Source organism: Sphingomonas sp. Ell38C01, assembly GCF_055231975.1.
In genome coordinates, this window is the sequence record NZ_JBUYVA010000001.1 from 3,081,494 (window position 1) to 3,107,226 (window position 25,733).

The 25,733-nt window shown below is 68.8% G+C and carries 17 protein-coding genes; 3 read left to right on the forward strand and 14 right to left on the reverse strand.

All coding sequences use genetic code 11. The features are described 5' to 3' along the window. Positions 1–110: 110 nt before the first annotated feature. From ACV7NO_RS14640 to ACV7NO_RS14665, 6 genes are all read right to left on the reverse strand, one after another. Positions 111–1,610: an MFS transporter gene (locus ACV7NO_RS14640; RefSeq protein WP_463406698.1), complete on the reverse strand. Its 1,500-nt coding sequence runs from the start codon at positions 1,608–1,610 to the stop codon at positions 111–113. A 17-nt stretch (positions 1,611–1,627) separates the two neighbouring features. After that, positions 1,628–3,679 (reverse strand): glycoside hydrolase family 97 protein, encoded by a 2,052-nt coding sequence (locus tag ACV7NO_RS14645; RefSeq protein ID WP_463406699.1) that lies wholly within the window; start codon positions 3,677–3,679, stop codon positions 1,628–1,630. Positions 3,680–3,826: 147 nt separating this feature from the next. Then, positions 3,827–5,410, reverse strand: coding sequence for an alpha-amylase family glycosyl hydrolase (locus ACV7NO_RS14650; RefSeq protein WP_463407366.1), 1,584 nt, complete (start codon positions 5,408–5,410; stop codon positions 3,827–3,829). 2 nt (positions 5,411–5,412) lie between these two features. Further along, positions 5,413–7,206 carry an alpha-amylase family glycosyl hydrolase gene (locus ACV7NO_RS14655; protein ID WP_463406700.1) on the reverse strand — a complete coding sequence of 598 codons (1,794 nt, stop codon included), beginning with the start codon at positions 7,204–7,206 and terminating at the stop codon, positions 5,413–5,415. After that, positions 7,203–8,699 (reverse strand): tryptophan halogenase family protein, encoded by a 1,497-nt coding sequence (locus ACV7NO_RS14660; protein WP_463406701.1) that lies wholly within the window; start codon positions 8,697–8,699, stop codon positions 7,203–7,205. Before ACV7NO_RS14660 ends, ACV7NO_RS14655 begins: the two co-directional genes overlap by 4 nt. Positions 8,700–8,766: 67 nt before the next feature. Further along, complete coding sequence (locus tag ACV7NO_RS14665) at positions 8,767–11,664, reverse strand: TonB-dependent receptor (RefSeq protein WP_463406702.1); 2,898 nt, start codon at positions 11,662–11,664, stop codon at positions 8,767–8,769. A gap of 197 nt (positions 11,665–11,861) precedes the next feature. Between ACV7NO_RS14665 and ACV7NO_RS14670 the strand changes: the two genes are divergently transcribed. After that, entirely contained in the window at positions 11,862–12,881 is a 1,020-nt protein-coding gene (locus tag ACV7NO_RS14670; protein ID WP_463406703.1) for a LacI family DNA-binding transcriptional regulator, read from the forward strand. Between the two features lie 72 nt (positions 12,882–12,953). Here ACV7NO_RS14670 and ACV7NO_RS14675 read toward each other — a convergent pair whose 3' ends face one another. Further along, on the reverse strand, positions 12,954–15,839 hold the full coding sequence (locus ACV7NO_RS14675) for a PAS domain S-box protein (protein WP_463406704.1): 2,886 nt from the start codon (positions 15,837–15,839) through the stop codon (positions 12,954–12,956). 85 nt (positions 15,840–15,924) lie between these two features. Here ACV7NO_RS14675 and ACV7NO_RS14680 point away from each other — a divergent pair, with 85 nt between their 5' ends. Then, entirely contained in the window at positions 15,925–17,985 is a 2,061-nt protein-coding gene (locus tag ACV7NO_RS14680; RefSeq protein ID WP_463406705.1) for an NAD(+) synthase, read from the forward strand. 210 nt (positions 17,986–18,195) lie between these two features. On the opposite strand, the gene ACV7NO_RS14685 is transcribed toward ACV7NO_RS14680, so the two are convergent. Beyond that, entirely contained in the window at positions 18,196–19,509 is a 1,314-nt protein-coding gene (locus tag ACV7NO_RS14685; RefSeq protein ID WP_463406706.1) for an amidohydrolase family protein, read from the reverse strand. Next, positions 19,506–20,966 carry an amidohydrolase gene (locus ACV7NO_RS14690; protein WP_463406707.1) on the reverse strand — a complete coding sequence of 487 codons (1,461 nt, stop codon included), beginning with the start codon at positions 20,964–20,966 and terminating at the stop codon, positions 19,506–19,508. The genes ACV7NO_RS14685 and ACV7NO_RS14690 overlap by 4 nt, the downstream gene beginning before the upstream one ends. A gap of 311 nt (positions 20,967–21,277) precedes the next feature. Here ACV7NO_RS14690 and ACV7NO_RS14695 point away from each other — a divergent pair, with 311 nt between their 5' ends. Then, a complete protein-coding gene (locus ACV7NO_RS14695) occupies positions 21,278–21,790 on the forward strand; it encodes a Ros/MucR family transcriptional regulator (protein WP_463406708.1) in 513 nt (170 codons plus the stop codon). 205 nt (positions 21,791–21,995) lie between these two features. Here the strand turns inward: ACV7NO_RS14695 and ACV7NO_RS14700 are convergent, their stop codons facing one another. From ACV7NO_RS14700 to cyoC, 5 genes are all read right to left on the reverse strand, one after another. Continuing rightward, positions 21,996–22,538 (reverse strand): response regulator transcription factor, encoded by a 543-nt coding sequence (locus ACV7NO_RS14700; RefSeq protein WP_463406709.1) that lies wholly within the window; start codon positions 22,536–22,538, stop codon positions 21,996–21,998. Beyond that, positions 22,535–23,839 (reverse strand): ATP-binding protein, encoded by a 1,305-nt coding sequence (locus ACV7NO_RS14705; protein WP_463406710.1) that lies wholly within the window; start codon positions 23,837–23,839, stop codon positions 22,535–22,537. Before ACV7NO_RS14705 ends, ACV7NO_RS14700 begins: the two co-directional genes overlap by 4 nt. A 161-nt stretch (positions 23,840–24,000) precedes the next feature. Further along, positions 24,001–24,702, reverse strand: coding sequence for an SURF1 family protein (locus tag ACV7NO_RS14710; RefSeq protein WP_463406711.1), 702 nt, complete (start codon positions 24,700–24,702; stop codon positions 24,001–24,003). After that, positions 24,699–25,103, reverse strand: coding sequence for a cytochrome o ubiquinol oxidase subunit IV (cyoD, locus tag ACV7NO_RS14715; protein ID WP_463406712.1), 405 nt, complete (start codon positions 25,101–25,103; stop codon positions 24,699–24,701). The genes ACV7NO_RS14710 and cyoD overlap by 4 nt, the downstream gene beginning before the upstream one ends. Beyond that, positions 25,100–25,729 (reverse strand): cytochrome o ubiquinol oxidase subunit III, encoded by a 630-nt coding sequence (gene cyoC, locus ACV7NO_RS14720; RefSeq protein WP_463406713.1) that lies wholly within the window; start codon positions 25,727–25,729, stop codon positions 25,100–25,102. Before cyoC ends, cyoD begins: the two co-directional genes overlap by 4 nt. Between the last annotated feature and the right edge of the window lie 4 nt (positions 25,730–25,733).

Genomic DNA, 25,733 nt, shown 5'->3' on the forward strand with positions numbered 1-25,733 from the left:
GACCGCTGATACAAAGGACGGCACCCTTCGACTGCCCGCCTGCGGCAGTCGCTCAGGACAGGCTTCGACAAGCTCGGCGCGAACCGAGCTGGGGCGAACCGATCAGCGCGTCACCGCGTCGCCTCCACCCGCAGCATCGCCACCGCCGCCGCCGCCATCACCCCGGCCGCGATCAGCATCGTCCACACCGGCTCGGTCGGGAACCAGGCCTTCAGCACCCCGCCCATGATCGTCGCGACGATCAGCTGCGGCAGCACGACGAAGAAGTTGAAGATGCCCATGTACACCCCCAGCTTCCGCTGCGGCAGCGCGTCGGCAAGGATCACGTACGGCATCGTCAGGATCGACGCCCACGCCACCCCGATCGCCACGAACGGCACGATCAGCGCATGGGCGTCGCGAACCACGAACACGCCGGCGAACCCCGCCGCGCCGAACAGCAGCCCCACGACATGCGTCCTCGCCGCGCCGATCGCGCGCGCCAGCACCGGCAACGCGAACGCGCCGAGCGCCGCCACACCCGAATAGATCGCGAACAGCACGCCCACCCAGCTCGCCGCGTCGTTATACGCGGCCGACGCCGGATCGATCGTCCCGTACACATGGCTGGCGACGACGGGCGTGGTATACACCCACATGATGATGAGCGCGCCCCAGGTGAACACCTGCACCAGCGCCAGCCGCTTCATCGTTGCGGGCATCGTCGCAAGGTCGCCGACGATATGGCTCAGGACGTTGTCGCCATGCCCGCGCGCGACCAGTGCGCGCGACACCAGTTTCGCGACACCGAACGCCGCGACACCTGCCGCGACCAGATACGCCTCCTGCGCCGATGCCAGCCACGCCACGCGTTCCGCCAGCCAGATCAGCGCCGCCAGCGCGACGCCCCCCGCGATCCACGCGACGCCGCCCCCGGCGGGTGCCGGCGGAGCCTCGTGCGGGGCGTCCGCGTCCTCCGCCTCGAACGACGCCATCTCGTCGGGCGCATATTCACGCGTCGTCAGCACCGTCCACGCCACCGCGCCGAGCAGCGCGGCCCCGCCGAGGTAGAAGCCATAGCGCACCGCCGCGGGCACCTCTCCCGGCGCGGCGACGTTCGACACCCCGAACCGATGCTCCAGCACCCAGGGCGCAAGGCTCGCCACCACCGCGCCCGCGCCGATGAACGCGGTCTGGAACGCATAGCCCGCCGGGCGCTGCGGCTTGTCGAGCATGTCGCCGACGAACGCGCGGAACGGCTCCATCGAGATGTTGAGCGACGCGTCGAGCAGCCACAAGGTGATCGCCGCGATCCAGATCGCGGGCGCATTCGGCATCACGAACAGCGCCAGCGTCGACAGGATCGCGCCGACGAGGAAATACGGCCGCCGCCGCCCCAGTCGCCCCCACGTCCGGTCGCTATAATGCCCCACCAGCGGCTGGACGAGCAGCCCCGTCAGCGGCGCCGCGATCCACATCAGCCCGAGCGATTCGAGCGGCGTCCCCAGCGACTGGAAGATCCGACTGGCATTCGCGTTCTGCAACGCGAACCCGATCTGGATCCCGAAGAACCCGAAGCTGATGTTCCACAGCCCTGCGAAACCCTGGCGCTTGCGTGAAGGACCCGGCACGGACGGCGTCACGACGGTCACCGCCGCCCACGCCCCTTCGGCGCGACGAACCGGATCGCCTCGCCGCCACCCGGCGCCAGCGCGATCGTCAGGGTGTCGCCCTTCTTCACCTGTTTGGTCTCGATCGTGATCGCGTGCCGCGCATCCGTCCGGTAATCCGCCCCCGGGCCGTCGCGATAGACCTGCGCAGTGTACGTCTTGCCAGCGTCGAGGAAGTCGAGCGTGACGACCGAAGACCGTGCCTCCTCGTCGCCCACCGCGCCCAGGAACCAGTCGTCGCCCCGCTTATCCTTGCGCACCACCGTCACATAATCGCCCACCTCGCCGTTCAGCACGCGCGTGTCGGACCAGTCGGTCGGCACGTCGCGGATGAACTGCATGGGCCCCGGATACTTCGCGTAATTCTCGGGCGTGTCCGCCGCCATCACCACCGGCGAATAGAGCACGACGTACAGCGCCAGCTGCTTGGCGATCGTCGACTGGATCGCACTGCCTTCGCTGCCGGTCAGGCTCAGCACGCCCGGCGTGAAGTCCATCGGCCCGCCCAGCATCTGGGTGAACACCAGGTTCGCCTCGTGGTTCGGCGGGTTCTTCCCCGGCCAGCTGTTATACTCCATCCCGCGCCCGCCCTCGCGCGCCAGCCAGTTCGGCCAGGTCCGCCGCAGCCCGGTGTCCTTGACCGGCTCGTGGCTGTCGATCCCGACCCTGTACTTCGCCGCCGCCTGCACGACGCGCAGATAGTGGTTCACCATCCACTGCCCCTCATGCCATTCGCGGTGATGAGACCCATCGGCGTCGACGCGCTCGATCTGTCCCGCATCGGTGACATAGCCGGTCTTCACCACCGGCTCGCCGTGGTCGGCAGCGAACTTGAACGCGCGGTCGAGCTGCGCGTCGTAATGGCTCGCCGAGCCCCCGGTTTCGTGATGCCCGATCAGGTACACGCCCTTCGACTTGGCATAGGCCGCCAGTGCCGCCGCGTCGAAATCGGGCGTCGGCGTGTCGAACTTCATCGCGTTGCCGTTGCCGAACCAGTCGCCGTCCCAGCCGACGTTCCACCCCTCGACCAGCACGCCCTGGATGTTGTTGGCCGCGGCGAAGTCGATATATTTGCGCACGTTCGCGGTGGTGGCGCCGTGCTTGGGCCCGGTCGCCCAGCTCCATTCGCCCTTTATCATGTTCCACCACACACCCGCGAACTTGCCCGGCCTGATCCAGCTGACGTCGCCCAGCGTGTTGGGCTCGTTCAGGTTCAGCTCCATCCGGCTCGCCGCGTACAAGCCCGCCGCATCGTCCGCGATCGCCAGCGTCCGCCACGGCGTCGAGAATCCCGCATCGCGGCTGACCTTGGGCGCGCCCGAACCCGGCGTCAGCACCGCCTTCAGCGTATTCCCCTCGACCCGCGCGAGGTTCATCGCCGAATAGTCGATCAGCGCCGCCTCGTGCACCGCGACGTGCGTGCCCGACGCCAGCTTGATCGTCATCACCGTCTGCGCGGTGCCCACCGCATCGAGCGGGGTCTTGTTGTAGAGATATTCTTCGCGGTTCCACTCGAACGCGGGCTTCCACCACGCGGTGCCGGGCTCGGCGAATGCGAACTGCGTCAGCTCCTCGGCGATGTTGGCGTGGTGCAGGTTGGGCTGGTCGGGCAGCGTGTAGCGAAATCCCACGCCGTCGTCGAACACGCGGAACGTCACCGCCATCTCGCGCTTCAACCGGTCGCGCTCGCGAAACCGCACCGTCACCTCGTTGTGGCGGTCGCGGATCGTGCTCCACTCGCCGAACGGCTGGCGCCACGTCGTGTCGACACTGTCGCGCTTCGCATCGACGAAGGTCAGCCCGCGCTCGATCTTGGGCGCGTCGGTGAACAGGAACCCCAGCCGGCTGTCGTTCACCAGCGGCTTGCCGCCCCGGACGATCGCATAGAGCGCCCGCCCGTCATTATCGAGGCTGACATTGACGACGGTCCGCCCATCGGGCGACGCGACCTTCGCGACGGGGTCCGCCAGCGCCGGCGTAGCGGCGACGAGCGCGAGCAGCGACAGCGCGCCGCGGGTGATGGTCTTCATGGAAAGCGACTCCTTGGAAACGGAAAATGGCGTCATTTCGATCTGTTCTTGCTCGGTTCGTTTCGAGCGAAGTCGAGAGACGCTGCGTAGCGCTCGTGGCCTGTTTCTCGACGTCGCTCGAAACGAACGGATGGATGCAGACCGTTCTCAAATCCTCGCGACCACCGCGGCAAATGCGCGCAACACCCCACCATCGACGCCCCCGGTCGACAGCAGAATCTCGCCCGCCACCGGAAACGCCACCGCCGCATCGGTCATGTTGAACGCGCAGAACACCCGCTCGCCCTCGGCCTCGCGGTCGAACGCCAGCAGGCCTTCGGGCGCGTCGCGGAACGCCAGCGTCCCCGCCAGCAGCGCGGGGTTCGCCTTGCGCATCGCCAGCACCGCCTTCGTGAACGCCAGCAGCGACGCCGGGTCCGCCGCCTGCCGGTCGACCGCCAGCGCGGCATGGTCCGCCCCCACCGGCAGCCACGGCTTCGCGCTCGAGAATCCCAGCGCCGGCGCATCCGCCGCCCAGGGCATCGGCGTCCGCGCCCCGTCGCGCGACAGCGTGCGCGGCCAGTTCGCGATCGCCTCGGGATCGCGCAGGTCCTCGAACGCGATATCGACCTGCGTCAGCCCCAGCTCCTCGCCATAATAGAGGAAGATGTTGCCGCGGAGCGACGCCAGCAGCAGCATCTTCATCCGCGCGAACGCGTCCTCATGCCCCTCGGGTGCCCAGCGCGAGATCGCGCGCGGCGCATCGTGGTTCTCGAACGCCCAGCTCGGCCAGCCCACCCCCGGCGCATCGGGCCAGTTCGCCAGCGCGTCCCGCACCACCTGCGGCGTCAGCGCGGGCGCATAGAGGAAGTCGAACCCGTATGCGCTGTTCAGCCGCCGGTCGTCGGCGGTGAACAGCTTCATCTCGCGGTCGCTGTCCGCCCCGCCCACCTCGGCGACGGTGAACCGGTCGCCATAGGCGTCGAACGCGCCGCGCACCTTTTCGAGGAACACCGGAATGTCCGCGTGGCTCTGGTTGTACGCATGGAGCTGGAAGTCGAACGGCCGCGTCCGCGGCGTGCCGTCGTCGGGCGCAGGCGGATTGTCGGTGAAGGCGGGGTCGTACATCAGGAAGTTGATCGCATCGACGCGGAACCCGTCGACCCCGCGATCGAGCCAGTAGCGTGTGATCGCGATCAGTTCGTCCTGCACCGCCGGATTGTGCCCGTCGAGCTGCGGCTGCTCCTTCAGGAAATTGTGCATGTAATATTGGCCGCGCCGCGCGTCCCACGTCCAGGCCGGCCCGCCGAACACCGACTGCCAGTTGTTGGGCGGCGAGCCTTCGGGCTTGGCGTCCTTCCAGACATACCAGTCGGCCTTGGGGTTGTCGCGGCTGGCGCGGCTCTCGACGAACCACGGATGCTGGTCCGAGGTATGCGCCCACACCATGTCGACCAGCACGCGCAGCCCCAGCGCATGCGCGCGCGCGATCAGTGCGTCGAAATCCGCCAGCGTGCCGTATTGCGGATCGATGTCGCGATAGTCGGACACGTCGTAACCGAAATCGGCCTGCGGGCTCTTGAAGAACGGCGAGATCCACACCGCGTCGACGCCCAGCCCGGCGACATGATCCAGATGCGCGGTGATACCGGGCAGGTCGCCCACCCCGTCGCCATTCGAATCCGCGAAACTGCGCGGATAGATCTGGTAGACGGTCGCGCCCTTCCACCACGGGCGTTCGTTCGACGTGATACTCACCGGTTTGTCTCCGCGGCGCACACCGCATAGCCGAAGGGGGGCAGCGTGATCGCGACGCTGCCGGGGGCCGAGGCGCGCGGCGCGCACCGTCCGGCGAGCGCACGAAACGCGGTAGATCCGGTCTCCACCTGCACTTGCCGCGTGATCGCGCGCGCCGACGTGTTGAACGCGAGCAGCACCTCCGCGCCGCTCACCGGATCGAACCGCGAGATCGCGAGCAGCCCCGGCGTCTCCTCGCGCGCGCGCAGCACCTGCCGCCCGCGCGTCAGCGCCGGGGTCGCGAGGCGCAGCTTCGCCAGCATCGCGGTCTGCACGTATAGCGGGTTGTCGCGCCCGAAATGCGGCATCGCGGTCGTCGTCGTCGTGCCGAGCAGGCGGTTGTCGTTGTACGTCGCGACCTTGCTCGCGAACAGGTCCTCACGCGCATCCTGATCGCCGCCGTCGCCGACGAAGCCTTGTTCGTCGCCCGAATAGATCGTCGGCACCCCGCGCAGCGTCAGCAGCATCGCGTTCGCCAGCATCGTCCGCGCCAGCACCTCCGCATCGTCTGCCCGCGGAAACGCCTTGCGCACGAAGGTGGCGAACCGCCCGTCGTCATGGTTGCCGGTGAAGGTCGGCAGCGTCACCGCGGTGTCGAAGCCCTTCGCGTACAGCACGTCGCCCGCGAACAGCGCCTCGAACGCATCGGTCCCGCGCGTCCCCGCCACCGTCTCGATCACCGCCTGCCGGAACGAGAAGTCGAGCACCGCGGGCAACCGATCGACGATCGTGTGTTCCGCCAGCACCGCCGGACGCACGTCATGGTCCGACACCTCGCCGAAGATGTGGAAGTTCGGGATCCCCTTCGCCGCCGCGCGCGCCAGCATCGCGGGCACGAACGCCTGCCAGAATTCCGGGTTCACGTGCCGCGCGGTGTCGATGCGGAACCCGTCGACCCCGAACCGGTCGATCCACCCGCCGAAGATGGCGATCATCCCCGCCACCACGCGCGGATTCTCGGTATCCAGATCGTCGAGCCCGACGAAATCGCCATAGGTCGAGCTTTCGTTGCGATAGGTCGTGTCGCCGCGATTATGATAGAGCCGCACGTCGTTGAGCCATGCCGGCACCTTCACGGACTTCTCCGCGGCCGGAACGTAGGGTGTATAGGCGTAGGACGGATCGACCAGCTTCGCGAAGTTGGCCGCGGTCCGCACGCCCTCCCCTGCGAACCCCGGATTGATCGCCTTGCCGCCCACCCCGCCGCGCCGCTGGAACGGATAGTCCGCGATGCTGCGATACGGGCATTCGGGCTTGCCGACACATTCGCGGTACTGGATCACGTCGGCGGTGTGGTTGGCGATGATGTCCATATAGACCTTCATGCCGCGCGCATGCGCCGCATCGACCAGCGCCTTGAAGTCCGCGTCGGTCCCCAGATGCGGGTCGACATGCGTGAAGTCGGTGATCCAGTAGCCGTGATAGCCCGCGCTCTCCTGCCCGGGCGCGCCCTGCACCGCATTGTTGCGGAAGATCGGCCCCACCCAGATCGCGGTCGCGCCCAGCGCCTGGATATAGTCGAGCCGCTTCGTCAGCCCCTTCAGGTCCCCGCCATGATAGAAGCCCTTGGCCGTCGGATCGAACCCGGTCACGAGCCGGTCGCCCGTCAGCCCGCCGCGATCGTTCGCCGTGTCGCCATTCTCGAACCGGTCGGGCAGCACGAAATAGATCACTTCGTCCTGCGGCAACCGCTGGCGATAATCCTGAGCCGCGACCGGAGTCGCCAGCAGCAGAAGCAGCCAGCGCGTCACGCCGCCACCCGCGCATCGCAATGCCGCGCCACGAAGTCCGCATGCGATGCCATCTGCGCGACCTCGCGCGCGTTGAGCTTGTCGATGATGTCGAGATACTCCGCCACATGATCGCGCGGCAGCGCGTCGGCCAGCGGATGCCCGCCTGCCGCGCTCACGCCCTGCCCCGTCAGGACCTGGAACCACGCCACCTCGCTGAACAGGTCGCCCTCCCCGCGCACGATCTGCCCGCTGCCGCGCCATAAGGCCAGCTTGTGCGCCAGCTCCTCGGGCAGCGGCGCCGCGCGGCGCTTGCGCCAGAACGGCTCGTCGCGATCGTTCGCGTGATAATGCAGCACGAGGAAGTCGCGGATCCGCGCATATTCCACGTCGCCCTGCCGATTATATTCGTCGCGATCCGCCTGCGTCGCGGCCTTGCCGGGCAGCATCTTCAGGATTCGCTCGATCGCGGTCTGGATCAGGTGGATGCTGGTCGATTCGAGCGGCTCCATGAACCCGCTCGCCAGCCCCACCGCGATCACGTTGCGCCGCCACATCTCGCGGCGCCTGCCGGTCGTGAACCGGATCGCACGCGGCTCCGCCAGCGCGGGCGCGTCGAGCCCGGCGAGCAGCCGCGCGGTCGCCTCGTCCTCGCTCAGGTGGTCGCTTGCATAGACGATGCCGTTGCCGGTGCGGTGCTGGAGCGGGATCCGCCACTGCCACCCCGCGCCGTGCGCGGTCGCGCGCGTATAGGGCGTGAACGCCCCGCCCCGCGCGCACGGCACCGCGATCGCGCGGTCGCACGGCAACAGGTGCGTCCAGTCCTCATAGCCCGCGCCCAGCGTCTCCTCGATCAGCAGCCCGCGAAACCCGGTGCAGTCGATGAACAGGTCGCCCGCCACCCGCGTGCCGGCCTCGATGCGCAGCGCCGCAACGTCGCCGTCCCCGCCGCGCTCGACCTCGACGATCCGCCCCTCCGACCGCACGACCCCGCGCGCCTCCGCGAAGTCGCGCAGGAACGCGGCGTACAGCCCCGCATCGAAATGATAGGCATAGGGCATCTCGGGCAGCACCGCCGCGGTCCGTGCCGCGCCCGTCTGCATCCGGTTCGCGACCGCCGCACCATGGTTGAGCGCATAGCGCCCGACCTCGCGCGCCACGCCGTCGCGCGTTCCACGCAGCCACAGCTGGTGGAACGGCAGCACCCCCGACGGCCGCCCGACATCGCCGAAGGCGTGCATGTAGCGATCGCCCACACGTCCCCAGCCGACGAACTCGATCGCCAGCTTGAACGTCGCCTGCGTGGCCGTCATGAACGCGCGCTCGTCGATGCCCAGCGCCTGGTTGAACAGCCGGATCTGCGGGATCGTCGCCTCGCCCACCCCAATCGTCCCGATCGCGTCGGACTCGACGAGGTGGATGCGCGCGTGCCGGCCCAAGATGTGCGCAAACGCGGCCGCGGTCATCCAGCCCGCAGTCCCGCCCCCTGCGATCACGATACGGATCGGATCCATTCCCGCGGCTCCCGGACTCGGCACTTGGTCGCCCCCGCCGGGCAGGAACCCGGCGGGGGCCGATCGATCAGAACTTGTACGTCACGCCGACATAATAGTCGCGCCCGTAACGCTGGTAGTCGATCACCTGCCGCACGTCGTTGTTCTGGTACGTCACGAACGGCCGGTCGGTCAGGTTCTTGCCCTGCGCCAGGATCGCGAGCCCCCGAAGCGGCCCGTCCTGGAACTCATACCCGATCTGCGCATCCAGGATCCCTTCCGCCTTCGCGGTCCGGTAGTCGGGGTTTGCCGACAGCCCGGCGACCTCGGCGAGGAACGACGAGCGATAGCGATAGCTGCCGCGCGCCTGGAAGCCCCATTTCTCGAAATAGAGCGTGCCGTTCGCGACATAGGTCGACGCGCCGGGCAACGTGATCGCCTGCGTGGGGTTGCTTCCCAGCTTGATCTGGCTCTCGGTGTACGATCCGCTGACGAACGCGCCGAACCCGTCGAGCGCGGACGTGAACGTCTTGAACGGCAGCGACGCGGTCGCCTCCAGCCCGACCAGATAGCCCTTGCCGCGGTTCGACGGCTGCTGCGCCAGACCGACCTGCCCGTTCGTCGCGCGGATCCGCGCCTGGTCCGCGGCCGAGAATTGCGACAGATACTGGCTGAAGTCGAACGCCACGCTGTTGCCGCTGTCGACATAGCGGCTCAGCGCCTTGTAATAGCCCGCCAGCGAGATGTAGCCGCCGCCGTCGAAATACTTCTCGATCGACAGGTCGACATTGCGCGAGCGGTACGGCTTCAGGGTGATGTTGCCGCCGACGATCTTGAACGGGCTGAACTGCGGCCCCCCGCCGATGCCGACATTCTGCGGGCTCAGCTGCAGCTCCTGGTTGATCCGCTCCTGATCGAGCCGCGGGCGCACCATCGTGGTCGATGCGCCCAGCTTCACGAAGGTCGACGGCAACAGCTCGACCGACATCGTCGCGCTCGGGAGAAAGTCGGTATAGGTCGTCTTGCCCGCCGCCGGCAGCACGATCACGCCGTTCGCCGCGGTGAAGCTGGAAACCGAGCCGCGCGAATCCTGCACGGTGTGGACCACCTGCGCCCCGATCGCGCCCTTCAGCGCCTTGCCGCCGACCAGGCCGTCGATGTTGAGCTTGGCATAGCCCGTCGCCACGTTCTCGGTGATGCGGTTGTCGCGCACCAGCGACACCGGCCGGTTGTCGTACACCGCGTTCAGCGTGTTCTCGTAGAGATACAGCGGATCGAGCGTCAGCATCTGCGGCACGCCCAGATAGGCGAGGCTCACTTGGCTATCGAGGATCGCCGCGGACGGCACCGCCGCCGACGTCGGCGTGCCGCTGGAGACGGTGCAGTTCGTCCCCGCGCCCTTGGGGCACAGGAAATAGGAGGTGAACGCGCTGGTCTTGCGGCGGCGGCTGAAGTTGCCGCCGACTTCCCAGCCCCGCAGCACGCCCGCATTCGCGAACTCGCCGCCGAGATTCGCGCGCAGCGACTTCAGGTCGTCGACGAAATCGGGCTGGTTGAGGAAGCCCGCCTGCACGACCGCAGTGGTGCCGTTATAGCCCCAGCCGCCCGGATCGGTCAGCTTGAACACGCTGGTGTCGGCATAGTTGAGCGTCGGCACGATCGAGAAGGTGCCGTTGCCCTGTTGCGTGACGGTCAGCGTGTCCTTGCGTCCGGTGCCGTTATAGCCGGTGCCCGAATAGGTTTCGAGCAGGAAGTCCTTGCGCTTCGCCCGGCTCCAGCTCGCGTCCACGTTCAGGTGTAGCGTGTCGCTGAAGTTGATCTGGTTGTTCCAGCCCAGCGAGAAGGTATCGGCCTTGCGCCGGTTGGTGTCGTTGCGCTGCACCGTGTAGCCGGGCGTGAACACCGCGCGCGTCGCGAAGCCGTTGACGATCGTGGCGGAGGTCGGCGCGACGTTGAAGCCCAGCGGGAACTCGATCCCGCGCAGCGTCTGGTTCTCCTCGAAATGCGAATACAGCACATCGAAGGTCGAATGGAACGTCGCGTTGGGCTCGAACTCGATCGTGCCGACCGCACCATAGCGCTTCAGCGTGTTCGACTGGACGTACGGCTTCGCGCCGCCCAGGATCAGGTTGCCCGCCGCGTCTGTCGCATAGCCCCACGCGTTGTAGCGTTCGTTCTGCGACGGCGCCTCGGTCGCGGACACGCCGATCGCGATTCCCAGCGTGTCGTTCGCGAACTTGTCGACATAGGTGCCCGTCGCCCGGTAGCCATAGCGCGAGACGTCGGGGTTCAGCGACGTGATCCCGTTCATCTGCCCGCGCGCGGAGACGACCAGCGTGCGCTCCTTCTGGTCGAGCGGGCGCAGCATGCGCAGGTCAACCGTGCCCGAGATGCCCGCCGCCACCAGCGACGCGTCCGCGGACTTGTAGACGTTGACGTTCTTGAAGAACTCGCTCGGATACTGGTCGTATTCCACGCCGCGATTGTCGCCGACGGTCACCTGTTCGCGCCCGTTCAGCAACGTGGTCGAGAAATCGGGGCCGAGCCCGCGGATCGACAGGCGCTGGTCGCGCCCTTCCAGACGTTGCGCGGTCACGCCGGGCAGGCGCGCCAGCGAGTCGGCGATCGAGACGTCGGGCAGCTTGCCGATGTCCTCGGCGGACACCGAATCGACGATCAGCGTTGCGTTGCGCTTGATCCTGGCGGACGAGGCGAGCGAGGCGCGAATGCCGGTCACGACGATCTCGCCGTCGTCGGCGGGCGCGGCGGCGGTATCGGTCGCCGCGGCCGCCCCTTGCTCGGTCGCGTCGGGCGCGGGCGTCGGCACCGTGCCGGCATCGGTCGCGTCGATCTGCGCCTTGGCGGTGGGGTTCGCGGTCGGCTGGATGGCCGGGTCGGTCGCCTGCGCGAAGGCGGGCGTGGCGATCGCGCAGACCGTGCTGGCGCCGATCAGAAGCTGCGTGCGAAGACGCGGAAATACCGTCATGAATCCCTCCCCTGAGAAGCCCTTACGCCGTCTCCCGTGCGCTGGGCCTGTAACGGAACCGTCATTGTGGCCGCGCAGTCACAAAGCCAAGCCGACGGCATACGTATTCACGCCCCTGCCTTCCCTCCCGCCTTCAAGCGGCGTAGCGAGTGTGGCGCGCCTGCAACGGCGGCGCGGGGAAGAGGACGCCTGCGGTCATGTCGACCACCGAGAAGCCGACGTCGTTCGACATCGCCGCGCTGGCGGGCGTCTCGCAACCCACCGTCAGTCGTGCGCTGCGCGGCGACCGCACCGTCAGCGAGGCGACGCGCCTCCGGATCGAGGCGATCGCGCGCCAGCTGAACTACAAGGTCGACAAGAACGCCTCCTCGCTGCGCCGCGGCCAGTCGAACACGCTCGCGCTGCTGTTCTTCGAGGATCCGCTGCCCGACGAGAGCTACATCAACCCCTTCTTCCTCTCGATGCTCGGCTCGATCCTCCGGCGCTGCGCCGCGCGTGGGTACGACCTGCTCACCTCGTTCCAGCAGCTGTCCGCGGACTGGCACGTCGATTTCGAGGACAGCCGCAAGGCGGACGGGATCATCCTGCTCGGCTATGGCGACTATGAGGATTACCTGCCCCGGCTCGAACAGCTGATGCGGCAGGGGACGCATTTCGTCCGCTGGGGCTCGGTCGATCCGCAGGGGCTCGGCGCGACGATCGGCTGCGACAATCGCGAGGGCGGCCGCGCCGCGGGCCGCCACTTGCTGGAGCAGGGTCGCCGCCGCATCGCGTTCCTCGGCGAGGCGTCGAGCGGCCGCCCCGAATTCCTGATGCGCCACCGCGGCCTCGTCGATGCGATGGAGCAGGCCGGGCTCGCCTTCGACTCAGCACTCCAGGTCGACGCGCAGTCGATCGAGGCCTCGGGCTACGACGCGACCCGCGACCTGCTCGCCCGCGGGCCCTTCGACGCGATCTTCGCCGCATCGGACATGATCGCGATCGGCGCGATCCGCGCGCTCGACGAAGCCGGGCTGCGCGTGCCCGAGGACGTCGCGATCGTCGGCTTCGACGACATCCCCGCCGCCAGCCTCAGCCATCCCCCGCTCACCACGATCGCGCAGGATTATCGCCGCGCAGGCGAAGCGCTGGTCGACACGCTGATCGACCGCATCGCGGACAAGCCCACCGGCGTGATGCTCCTCCCGCCAAGGCTGGTGGTCCGCCGCTCGGCGTAGGAAAAGACCCCGGAAGAGACGTCGTCACCCCGGACTTGATCCGGGGTGACGGGTCAGGTTAGCGCGTACCATTCACCCCAGCATCCCCCGGATCCGCCGCGCCAGATCCTCCTCCCGGTACGGCTTCTGCAGCACCGCCCCCTCGGGCACGTCGGCGATCACGGAGAGTTCGGCAAACCCCGTCACGAACAGCACCGGGAGCGCCGGCCAGCGCCGTCGCGCCGCCTCGGCGAACTCCACCCCGTTCATCCCCGGCATCGCGAAATCGGCGACGACCACGTCGACGCCGCTCTCCGCCGCCAGCGCTTCCAGCGCCGCGGCGCCGTCAGCCGCCTCGATCACGCGGCACCCGCGCTCGCGCAGATGGTCCGCGGTCACCGCGCGCACCGCATCCTCGTCGTCGAGCACCAGGATCGTCCGCCCCGCGATATCGCCCGAGGTCATGTCCTCCGCCGCCGCGGCCGCCACCACGTCGCCCGCGCGCGGCAGGTAGACGCGGACCGTCGTGCCCTGCCCCTGCGCCGTCTCGATCGTCACGCCGCCGCCAGACTGCTTGGCGAATCCATAGACCTGCGCGAGCCCCAGTCCCGATCCCTTGCCCACCGGCTTGGTCGTGAAGAATGGCTCGAACGCGCGCGCCAGCACGGCGTCCAGCATCCCGCTGCCGGTATCGCGCACCGCGACGACGACGTGATCCCCCGCCGGCGGGTCCTGCGCGCGCCCGGGTTCCCCCATCGTCGCGTTGGCGGTCGCGACGGTCAGCGTGCCGCCGCCCTCCATCGCGTCGCGCGCGTTGATGGCGAGGTTCAGGATGATGAGCTCGATCTGCGTCGGATCGACCAGTCCTGGCCACAGCCCGTCCGCCAGATCGGTCTCGACCGCCACCGTCCCGCCCAGCGAGCTCTGGAGCAGGTCGCGCATCCCCGCCACCGTCGCGTTCAGGTCGATCGGCCGCGCCTCCAGCCGCTGCCGCCGCGAAAAGGCCAGCAGCTGCGCGGTCAGCGTCGCGCCGCGCTCGGCGGCAGTGCGGACATGGTCGAGCCGCCGCATCGTCCGGTCGTCCAGCCCCGCCTGCTGCGCCGCGCGGGCGACCATCCCGACATTGCCGAGCACCACCGTCAGCAGGTTGTTGAAGTCATGTGCGACGCCCGACGTCAACTGCCCCACCGCCTCCAGCCTCTGCATCTGCGACAGCGTCGCCTCGACCTGCTCGCGCTCCGCGATCTGCTCGGTCAGCGCGCGGTTCGCCGCCGCCAGCTCGCGCGTCCGCTCGTCGATCCGCCGCTCCAGCGCCTCGGCCGCCAGATGCGCGTCGGTCACGTCGACCGCGCAGCCGACGAACCCCGCGAACGCGCCCGCCAGCAACCGGGGCCGCCCTTCGGCGTGGATCCAGCGGATCGCGCCGTCGTTCGCGATGACACGCATGTCCCCGCCCCACGGCACGCGCTGCTCGAAATGCGTGCGGCGCAGCGCGTCGATGCGGGGGCGGTCGCGCGCCGGCACCATGGCACCGAACCCACGTTCGCGCACCGTCTCCACGTCGTATCCCAGCAGGTCCTCGAACCCGCGATTGGCGAAGATCACGCGCCCCGCATCGTCGGTCATCCAGATCAGCGCGGGCACGGTATCCGCCAGTTGCCGGAACCGCGCCTCGCTCTCTGCCAGTTCCGCGTCGAGCCGCTTGCGCTCGGTGATGTCGATCACCGTCCCGATCGCGCGGGTACAGGTGTCGCCGTCGAATTCGGCACGCCCCCTCGCCCCGATCCACCGGACGAGGCCATCCTCCAGGCCCACCACGCGATACTCGTGGTCGTAGGCGGCACGCTGCGCCGGATCGATCGTCCGCGCGAACGCCGCATCGACCCGGCTACGGTCGTCGGGGTGCAACGCCGCACGGAATACGCCGAAATCGACCGGCGTACCCGGCGTCAGCCCGAACAGACGATAGGTGCCGTCGGACCAGAACAGCCGTCCCGCGCGCACGTCGAGATCCCAGGTCCCGATCTCCGCCGCCTCGGTCGCCAGCGCCACCGATTCGCGCGATTCGTCGAGCGCGCGCTCCGCGGTATGCCGTTCGGTCACGTCGAACCCCTCGACGAACACTCCGGTCACCTGCCCGCCGGCATCCCGGATCGGCTGGAACACGAAATCGACGTAGCGCGGCTCGATCGCGCCGCCCGGCCGGCTCTGGAGTTCGACGCGCACGTCGGTGTCGCGGTGCGGCTGACCGCTCTCGACCACGCGATCGAGGATCGCGACGAAGCCCTGCTCGACCACCTCGGGAATCGCCTCCGCCAGCGGCACGCCGATCAGCGAGTCCGTCCGCCCCACGAGCCGCATGTACGAGGCGTTGGCGAGTTCGAACACATGCCCGGGCGAGCGCAGCATCGCCATGAAGCTTGGCCCCTGGTCGAACATCTCGCCCAGCCGCGCGCGGTCCTCCGCGATCGCGCGCGCCGCGCGCACCCGCTCGGTCGTCTCGGACACGATGCACAGCACCCCGCCGACGCTGCCGTCCTCCAGCCGCACCGCGGAATAGGAGATGTCGAAATACACCTCCTCGCGGTATCCGTGACGTTCGATATGAAACGGGCGATCCTTCGCCGAATACGTCTCGCCGGTCGTGCGGACATGCGCCAGCAGCGGCTCCAGATCGTCCCACAGCTCCGCCCAGCATTCGCGGGCCGGGCAGCCCAGCGCGCCCGGATGCTTGTCGCCGATCGTGGGCGCATAGGCGTCGTTGTAGAGCGCGACATAGTCCGCGCCCCAGAACAGCACGATCTCCGCCGCCGCGGGCAGCAACAGGCTGGCGGCATCGACCAGCGCGGCGGGCCATGTCTCGATCGGCCCCAGCGGCGTGCCCGACCAGTCCTTCGCCAGGATGCGCGCGCCCATCTCGCCACCGCCCGCGAAATGCGCTGCGAGACGCGAGGAGGCGGGATCGGGACGCGCTATCATGCGCGCGCCGGTCTATTGCCTCGCGCCGCCGCCGCCAAGAGCGCTCGTGTGGCATCGATCCAAAAAGCGGAGTAGGTCTCGGCACATGCCAGCCGCGTCCCCAGCCACGACCTTCGCCTCGATCCACGCCCACCAGCTGCTGCGCGTCGCCGCCGCGACACCACGCGCGCATGTCGGCGATCCGCGCGCGAACGCCGCCGCCGCGATCGCGCTCGCCCAGGACGGCGATGCGCGCGGGTGCGACCTGATCGTCTATCCCGAACTGAACGTCACCGGCTACGCGATCGATGATCTCCACCTGCAATCCGCGCTCCAGCGCACGACGCACGAGGGGCTCGCCGCGATCGTCGCGGCCAGCGCGACGCTCCGGCCAGTCCTTCTCGTCGGCGCCGCGCTCGAACGGAACGGCCGCCTCTACAATTGCGCGCTCGCGATCGCGCGCGGCGTGGTGCTCGGCGTCGTGCCCAAGACCTTCCTCCCCAACTACCGCGAATATTACGAGAAACGCTGGTTCGCGAGCGGTGCCGGCCTCACCGGCTTGACGATCGACGTCGCCGGGCAGATCGCCCCCTTCGGCAACGACCTGATCTTCGCCGCGTCGGACTTGCCGCACTTCGTCTTCCACGCAGAGATCTGCGAGGACTTCTGGGCCCCCACGCCGCCCTCCACCACGGGTGCGCTCGCGGGCGCGCTGGTGTGCTGCAACCTGTCCGCGTCCAACATCGTCATCGGCAAGGCGCGCGAGCGCGCGCTCTACTGCGCGTCGCAATCCGCCCGCGCGATCTGCGCCTATGTCTTCTCCGCGAGCGGCCCGGGCGAGAGCACGACCGATCTGGCGTGGGACGGCCAGGGCATGATCCACGAACTCGGCGAACTGATCGCCGAATCCGAGCGCTTCGCGGACGCGCCCGGTCTGCTCGTCGCGGATATCGACTGCGGCCGCCTGATCCAGGAGCGCACCCGCAACGGCACCTTCAACGACGCCGCCGCCCTCGCCGGCCACCCCGAAACCCATGTCCGCCGCATCGCATTCGCGCATGAACCGGACTATGCGGACATCGGCCTCCAGCGCGCGATCCGCCGCTTTCCCTTCGTCCCCAACACCCCCGCGACGCTCGACGCCGATTGCTACGAGGCGTTCGAGATCCAGGTGCAGGGCATCGCGCAGCGCATGGTCGCGGCGCAGGCGAAGACGCTGGTCATCGGCGTATCGGGCGGGCTCGACTCCACCCACGCGCTGATCGTCGCGGCCAAGGCGCTCGACCGGCTCGGCAAGCCGCGCACCGACATCCTCGCCTTCACCATGCCCGGTTTCGCGACCAGCGACGCGACCAAGGCCAGCGCATGGGACCTGATGCGCGCGCTCGGCGTCACCGCGGCGGAGATCGACATCCGCCCCGCCGCGCGCCAGATGCTCGCCGACATGGCGCATCCCTTCGCGAACGGCGAACCGGCGTACGACGTCACCTTCGAGAACGTTCAGGCCGGCCTGCGCACCGACTATCTCTTCCGCCTCGCCAACCAGCGCGGCGGGCTCGTCGTCGGCACGGGCGACCTCTCCGAACTCGCGCTCGGCTGGTGCACCTATGGCGTCGGCGACCAGATGAGCCACTATGCCGTCAACGCGGGGGTCCCCAAGACGCTGATCCAGCACCTCATCCGCTGGTGCATCGCGACCGACCAGTATGACGGCGCGACCGACGCGGTCCTCGAACGCGTCCTCGCCACCGAAATCTCGCCCGAGCTCGTCCCCGCCGACGCGGGCGGCGCGATCCAGAGCACCGAGGCGCGGATCGGCCCCTACGCGCTCAACGATTTCTTCGTGCACTACGTCATCCGGCACGGCGCCGCGCCCTCGAAGATCGCGTTCCTCGCGTGGCACGCGTGGTGCGACGCGGACGCGGGCCGCTGGCCCAAGGACCTGCCGGAAAGCGCCCGTGTCGCCTACGACCTGCCGACGATCAAGGCCTGGCTCGAGAAGTTCCTGGTCCGCTTCTTCCAGACCAGCCAGTTCAAGCGCTCCGCCCTCCCCAACGGCCCGAAGGTGTCGGCGGGCGGCGCGCTCAGCCCCCGCGGCGACTGGCGCGCGCCGAGCGACTCGGTCGCGACGCCATGGGTGGAGGAACTGCGCGCGAACTGTCCGTAGAACCAAGCGCCGCACCAGCCCCCCCCCAACCCGTTCGTACTGAGTAGAGACCGAGTAGCCGCGCAGCGGCGTATCGAGGGCTCGTATCGAAGCACCGCCCCACGCGCGGAACCCGTCCTTCGATATGCCCTCTCGATACGCCCTACGGGCTACTCGATGACTACTCGGGACGAACGGAGGGAGGATTGCTCCGCGCGCACGGGTGCCGAACTACCGCTCGTACGCCTTGGGCAACGCCCCCTCGCCCGGCACCAGATACCGGTCGCGCAGCTTCGTCTGCCGCGACGCCATCGGCTGCGGCCTGCCGTCGATCCACACCGCCACCGGCAGCGACGACAGCTCGAGCGGATCGCCGCTCCATACCACCACGTCCGCGCGCCGCCCGGCGCGCAGCGAACCGATCTCGCCGTCCACCCCCAGCGCCGCCGCCGGCCCCGAGGTGATCGTCGCGAACGCCGCGCCCCAGTCGAGCCCGGTCTTCCCCGGCACCTTCGCGATGCCGACCAGATTGCCCGCATATTGCTTCAGGATATGCTCGCCCGGCGCGTCGTTCGCGTTGATCGTCGACAACCCGACCGAGACGCCCGCCGCGCGCATCCGCCCGACATTGGACTCGGTCGCCGCCACCATCTCGAACGACGCGGGCAGGTCCGCCAGCGCCGCCGCGATCACCGGCACGCGCGCCGCCGCGATCTCGCCCGCCACCATCCAGCCCTCGGCGACGCCCAGCAACACCAGCTTCACCGCCGGATAGTCGCGCTTCAACCCCAGCACGCTGCGGATGTCGCTCGCGCGCTCGACATGCACCAGCAGCGGCACCGTCCCGTCGAGCACGCGCAACAGCGCCGCCGCATCGCCGCGCTTCAGCAGCGCGTCGCGCCCGCGCCCGTCGAACGCCGCCGGGTTGCGGCGATAGTCCTGCGCCTGCGCCAGCGCGTCGCGCAGCATCGCATAGGCCGCGGGCCGGCTGCCGCCTGCCAGTCGCCCGCCATCCTCGCCCAGTTCGACATACTGGAACGCCTTCGCCTTCGTCACCGGCTGCGCGTCGACCCCCAGATCGATCACCGCGCCCTCGCCCGCGAAGATCGATCCCGCCGCGCTCGGCGACACGATCGCGCGCGTCACGCCAGCCACCCGCTCGTCGCCGATCATCACCGAATCCGGGTTGATCGACCCCGCGACATCGATCGCCGCGTTGAACGGCGCGGTGCGCGCGGACACATCGTTGCTCTCGGACACGCCGTCCGCGTCCGACAGCCCCAGATGCGTGAACCCCGCGACGATCCCCGCCGCCACCCACTTTCCCGTCGCATCGACCACGGTCGCGCCCGCGGGCACCGCGACACCGGCCCCCGCCGCCACCACGCGCCCGTCGCGGATCACGACGGTGCCGTTCGCGATCGGCTGCGATCCGTCGCCGATCGCGACGGTGCCGCCCGTGATCGCGATCGTCTGGCCCCTGTCACTTTGGGCCGCAGCCGGCGTCGCGAGCATCGTCGCGGCGAGAAGAAGGACGCGCTTCACTTGGACGTCTCCTGTCCGGGCTGGCCGAGTTCGAAATCGCTCACCGGTCTCAGTTTCGGGTTCTGCGCATCGTAGAGCAGCGCGCCGTCCACCCACACCTTGTCGGGCCGGGTATAGACGCTGAACGGATCGCCGTTCCACAGCACCACGTCCGCCATCTTGCCGGGCTTGAGGCTCCCCGTCCGGTCCGCGATCCCCAGCGCCTTGGCCGGATTGTAGCTCAGCCATTCCCACGCCGCCGCGTCGGACACGTCGATCCCCGCGCGCCGCCCAGAGGCCAGCGCCTTGGCGACCTCCTGGTTCAGCCGCTGGATCCCGTTCTCGTCGTCCGAATGGATCATCGCGCACGCGCCCGCCTTCTGGAGCAGCGCGAGATTCTCGCCGATCCCGTCATAGCTTTCCATCTTGAACCCGTACCAGTCGGCCCACACCGCCGCGCAGGTGTCGTTGGCCTTCAGCAGGTCGGCGATCTTGTACGCCTCGACCGCGTGGTGGAACGCCGTCACCTTGTATCCGAACTCCTTCGCCATATCCATGACGATGGCCATCTCGTCGGCGCGGTAGCAGTGGTTCTGCACCCGGATCTCGCCCGCCAGCACGCCGCGCAGCGTGTCCATCGCGATGTCGCGATCGGGCGCGGTCCCGCCGTCCGCCTCGTACTTGTCCCATTTGCGCTTGTACGCCGCCGCGCGCGCCCAGGTCGCGCGATCGACCGCGACATTGCCCATCCGCGTCGACGGCTTGCGCCCCTTGCCGCCATACACGCGCTTGGGATTCTCGCCGCACGCCATCTTCAGGCCATAGGGCGCCTGCGGGAACTTCATCCCCTGCATCGTGCGCGCATAGACGTTTTTCAGCACCACCGATCGCCCGCCGAACAGGTTCGCGGAGCCCGGCAGGATCTGCAATGTGGTGACGCCGCCATTGGTCAGCGCGCGCCCGAACCCCGGGTCCTGCGGCCAGACGCTATGCTCCGCCCACACGTCCGCGGTGACGGGGTCGGTCGCCTCGTTGCCGTCCGAATGGGCCTGCACCGACGGCGTCGGATAGTCGCCCAGATGGCTGTGAATGTCGATGATCCCGGGCGTCACCCACTTGCCCGTGCCGTCGATGACGGTCGCGCCCTGCGGCACCGCCACGTCCGCGCCCAGCGCCACCACCTTGCCGTCAGCGAACAGCACCGCGCCGCGCTCGATCCGCCCGCCTTCGCCGTCGTAGATCGTCACGTTCCGCACGACGGTCGGCGCGCCCGGATAGGCGCGATAGGTCGACGGGAAGGGATCGTGCGCATAGCCCCTGTTCAGCCCCGGCCCGCTGCCCCTGGCGGCACGCTCGCCCTCATCCTTCGAGACGTTTCCGGACGCGGACTGGGGCCGGGCCTCGTCCCCCGAACAGGCGACCAGCGCCAGCGCGCCGATCACACCCGTACCCGCGCGGATCCAGGAACCAGATTTCATCGACGACCACCCTCTTCGCTGTTCTCGTTTGCACCATGTCGTACGAACGCCACGCCGGCCCGTCCAGCCATGTCCGCGCCACCGAACCACAGCGCGTGCGTCAGATACGTCGTGAATACTCATGGTGACCGCACGAAGTGTCGCGCAACCGATGACTTCCACGATACAGATCATAGTCCGCACCACGACGATCGAAACAATTCAGACGTTTGTTTCCACAAAATCGAAACCTGTCTTGCAACATCGATCCGGTTCGGACATTGACCACGTATCCGGGAACCGAACCAATTTCAAAGCACAAAGGAACGTCCATGTCCGACGAAGCCGCCAACAGCATCGAACTCGCGACCGAATTGACCATCGCCTGGCTCTCCAACCCCAATACCCGCGCGAGCGCGGAAGATGTTCCGGCGTTCCTCAAGTCGATGAACGATGCGGTACAGTCGCTCTCGTCGCCCGCGGCGGACGACAGCACGGTGGAGGCACCGGCCGAATACACCGCCGCTGTGTCGGTCCGCAAATCGATCGCCTCGCGCGATCACATCATCAGCATGATCGACGGCAAGCCCTATCGCACGCTGCGCCGCCATCTCGCGGGCCACGGCATGACGCCGGACCAGTATCGCGAGCGCTATGGCCTCAAGGCCGACTATCCGATGGTCGCACCCTCCTATTCGGAAAGCCGCCGCGACATGGCGAAGAAGATCGGCCTCGGCCGCAAGCCCGGCATGAAGCGTCCCGCCGCGGTCGAAGCCGATGCCGCCCCCACCGGAGAGGCCCCCGCCCCGAAGCGCGGCCGCAAGGCGGCACCCAAGGAAGCGTAAGCGATACGGTCGTCGCTCTCGGAGGCGACGACCATCCCCCGTTCGTTTCGAGCGAAGTCGAGAAACGCGCTTCCCCCGTTCGCCCTGAGCCTGTCGAAGGGCGGCATGCCCTCGACAAGGGTGCTCGCCAAAGACGCGCGCGAGGGACGCCCTCCGACAAGTTCAGGGCGAACGGACCATAGGTGGCATACCCACGGCTGCCCCCCTATTTCACATGCTGCTTCGCCAGCCGCCGCGCCAGCGTCCGCCGGTGCATCCCCAGCCGCCGCGCCGCTTCGGACACGTTGAAGTCCGTCTCCGCCAACGCCTGATGGATCTGCTCCCACTCGGTCGTCTTGATCGAGGTCGGCCGGGTCGAGATCGCGGCCTCCGCATTGCCCGCCACCTGCCCGAACGCCGCCTCGATGTCGTCGGTCGTCGACGGCTTGGTCAGGTAATTGGTCGCGCCCAGCTTCACCGCCTCCACCGCGGTCGCGATGCTCGCGAACCCGGTCAGCACGATGATCCGCATCTCCGCATCGCGCGCGTGGAGCGCCTCGACGCACGCCAACCCCGATGCGCCGCCCAGCCGCAGGTCGACCACCGCGCATTGCGGCGCGAACGTCGCCAGCGCCGCGCCCAGCGCCTCCGCGTTCGCGATCGCGCGCACCTCGTACCCGCGCCGCTCGAACGACCGCGACAGCGTGCGCGAAAAGGTCGCGTCGTCCTCGACGATCAGCAGGCGGCGGCCGGTCCCCGTGCCGGTCATCTCCCGTCCTCCAGCGCCAGTGTCGCCAACGGCAGCATCAGCGCCACCTCCGCCCCGCCGCTCGAATCCGGGCCACCCTCGCGGTTGCATGCCTCCACCCGTCCGCCGAGCGTCCGCAGCGTGTTGACCGCGAGGAACAATCCAAGCCCCGCCCCGCGCCGGTCCTTGCTGCTGCGATACGGCGTCCCCACCGCCGCCAGCATCGCGGGCGCGAACCCGGTGCCGTTGTCGCGCACCGCGATCACCAGCATGTCGCCGTCGATCCGCGCCGACAGCACCACGCGCGACGCCTCGGCCTCTGCGGCATTGTCGAGCAGGCTGGTGATCGTCTGCGCCAGCGCGCGGTCCGCGACGATCGCGATGTCGTGGTCCAGCCGGTCGTCGAACACCAACAGGCTCGCGCGCGAATGCGTCCATCCCTCGGTCAGCCCGGACAGGAACGCGCGCACCGTCGTCCGTTCGGGCGCCTGCCCCGTCACCTCGCCCGCCGCGAACAGGATGCCGGAGACGATCTCCTTGCACCGCGCGATCTCGGCGCGCATGTCCGCCAGTTCGGCGCTCAGCCGCTCGTCGCCCGCGAATGCGCGATCGTTCGTCAGGTCCGCCGCGATCACCGCCAGCGATGCCAGCGGCGTTCCCAGCTCGTGCGCCGCGCCCGACGCCAGCAGCCCCATCCGCACGATCTGCTCCTCCTCCGCCGCGCGCTCGCGCATTGCGTGGAGATGCTCGTCGCGCGCGCGCAGGTTCGCTGCGATCCGCGTCACGAACAGCACCAGCAGCACCGCGACCAGCAGGAACGCCAGCCACGTCCCGAACATGTAGCTCGGCGCCAGCACGCTGCGATAGGCGGGCGGCAGCGCCAGCGGCCGGTACACGATCGTCAGCAGCCCGAACGCCGCGCCCGACAGCGCGACCAGCGCCCAGCTCGACCACGCCTCCAGCAGCACCGCGCCGAGCACCACCTGCAACAGGTACAGCGACACGAACGGATTGTCCGCGCCGCCGCTGAAGTAGAGCTGCAGCGTCAACCCCGCGAAATCGACGAGCAGCCCCAGGAACAGCGTCGGGTTCCCGATCGTCTCGCGCCGCATCAGCGCCGGCGTCGCGAGGTTGAGCGCCACCAGCCCCCCCGCCACCGCGATCATCGGCACCAGCGGCAATGCGATACCAAGCCCGTAATGGACGAGCAGGATCGTCCCCAGCTGTCCCGCGACGGCGAGCCACCGCAGCTGCGCCAACAGCAACAGATTGCGGTTGCCCGCCTGGTCGGGCGATCCCGCGATCAAGGGGCCGGTCGGCATGCAACCATCCTAGGCGACACACGCATTTCGGCCCAGCGAAAGCTGCGCCTGCTTCTCATCGTCATCCCGGCGAAGGCCGGGATCCACCTTGCTACGCACACCACGGTCAGTGTCTCACGCGGAACTGGATCACAGCTTTCGCCGGGATAACGGAAAATCGATCATCCGTCGCTCCGTCCCCGCCGCCACACCGCCACCGAAGCCCCCGCCAGCAACGCCGCCATCGCGAACCACGTCAGCGCATAGGACAAATGGCTGTTGGGAAACCGCACCACCGTCATCCCGCCCCGCGGCCAGCGCACACCCGGCACCGCATCCGCATCGACGAAATACGGCGCTACATTCCGCAGCCCGCGCGCCCGCGCGATCGCGGCGACATCGCGCGAATACCAACGATCGGCCACCGGATCGTTCGATCGCAGGAAACCCCCGCCCGGTTCGCTCACCCGCAACAGCCCGGTGACGCGCCCGCCCCCCGCCGGCGCGACGAGCACCTCCCCGGCCTCCGCGGGCACGAACCCCCGATCGACCAGCACCGTGAACCCGCGGTCGCTCTCGAACGGCGCGACCACCCAGTATCCAGCGCCAATCGCCGTCGTCGCCTGCGCGAACACCGGCCGCGCCGCGCCCCAACGTCCCGTCAGCCGTACCCGGGTATACGCATCCTCGCGCCCGATCCGCGGCCATCGCGCCGGCCCCGGCGCCGCGACCGGCGCCGCAGCCAGCCGAGCCTCCACCTGCGCGACCAGCGACAGCTTCCACGCGCGCCGCTGGAGCTGCCACATCCCGAGCGCGGCCAGCCCGGCGACCAGCGCGACGATTGTCGTCGCGAGCAGGACGCGCGCGGGCCGGGAGCGGGTCACATCCCGCCCATCTCGCTGCCGCTCGCCATCCCGTCCATCTGCGGCATCATGTTGATGTTCATGTGGTACATCACCCACAGCGAGCCTGCGAGCGCGATCACCACCAGCACCGCGGTGAAGACCAGCGCCATCAGCGTCCAGCCATTCTCGGACTTGGTGTTCATGTGGAGGAAGTACACCATGTGGACGACGATCTGGATCAGCGCGGCGACCATCACCAGCCCCGCGGTGACGCGCGCGTCCGCGATCACCCCGGTCATCACCAGTGCGAACGGCACCGCGGTCAGGATCACCGACAGCACGAAGCCGATCATGTACTCCCGGCGGCTGCCATGCGCGGGCGCGGTGTCGTCATGGCCATGCGTGTGGACATGGCCGTTGTCGTGATGTGGCGCGCTCATCGCAGGACTCCGAGCAGGTAGACGAAGGTGAAGACGCCGATCCACACGACGTCGAGGAAGTGCCAGAACATCGACAGGCACATCAGCCGCCGCGTGTTCGCCGCGATCAGGCCCTTGCGGCTCACCTGCACCATCAGCGTGACGAGCCAGACGATGCCGACCGAGACGTGGAGCCCGTGCGTCCCCACCAGCGTGAAGAATGACGACAGGAACGCGCTGCGCTGCGGCCCCGCGCTCTCGTGGATCAGGGTGGCGAACTCGTACATCTCGATGCCCAGGAAGCACAGCCCGAACACGCCGGTCGCCGCCAGCCAGCCAAGCACCGCGCGCTGCCGCCCCTCATGCGCCGCGATCATCGCCATCCCATAGGTCAGCGACGAGAACAGCAGCATCGCGGTGTTGACCGCGACCAGCGGCAGCTCGAACAGCTCCTTCGGATCGGGCCCGCCGGCATAGCTCGATCCATAGACGCCCCAGGCCGCGAACAGCATCGCGAAGATCAGGCAGTCGCTCATCAGGTAGAGCCAGAAGCCGAGCGCGGTCGACGCGCCCTCTTCATGCTCATGCTCCTCCTCCAGATGGTAGAGGCGCGGTGCGTCCGCGGTCACGGTCGTTGCGTGTGCCATCGCC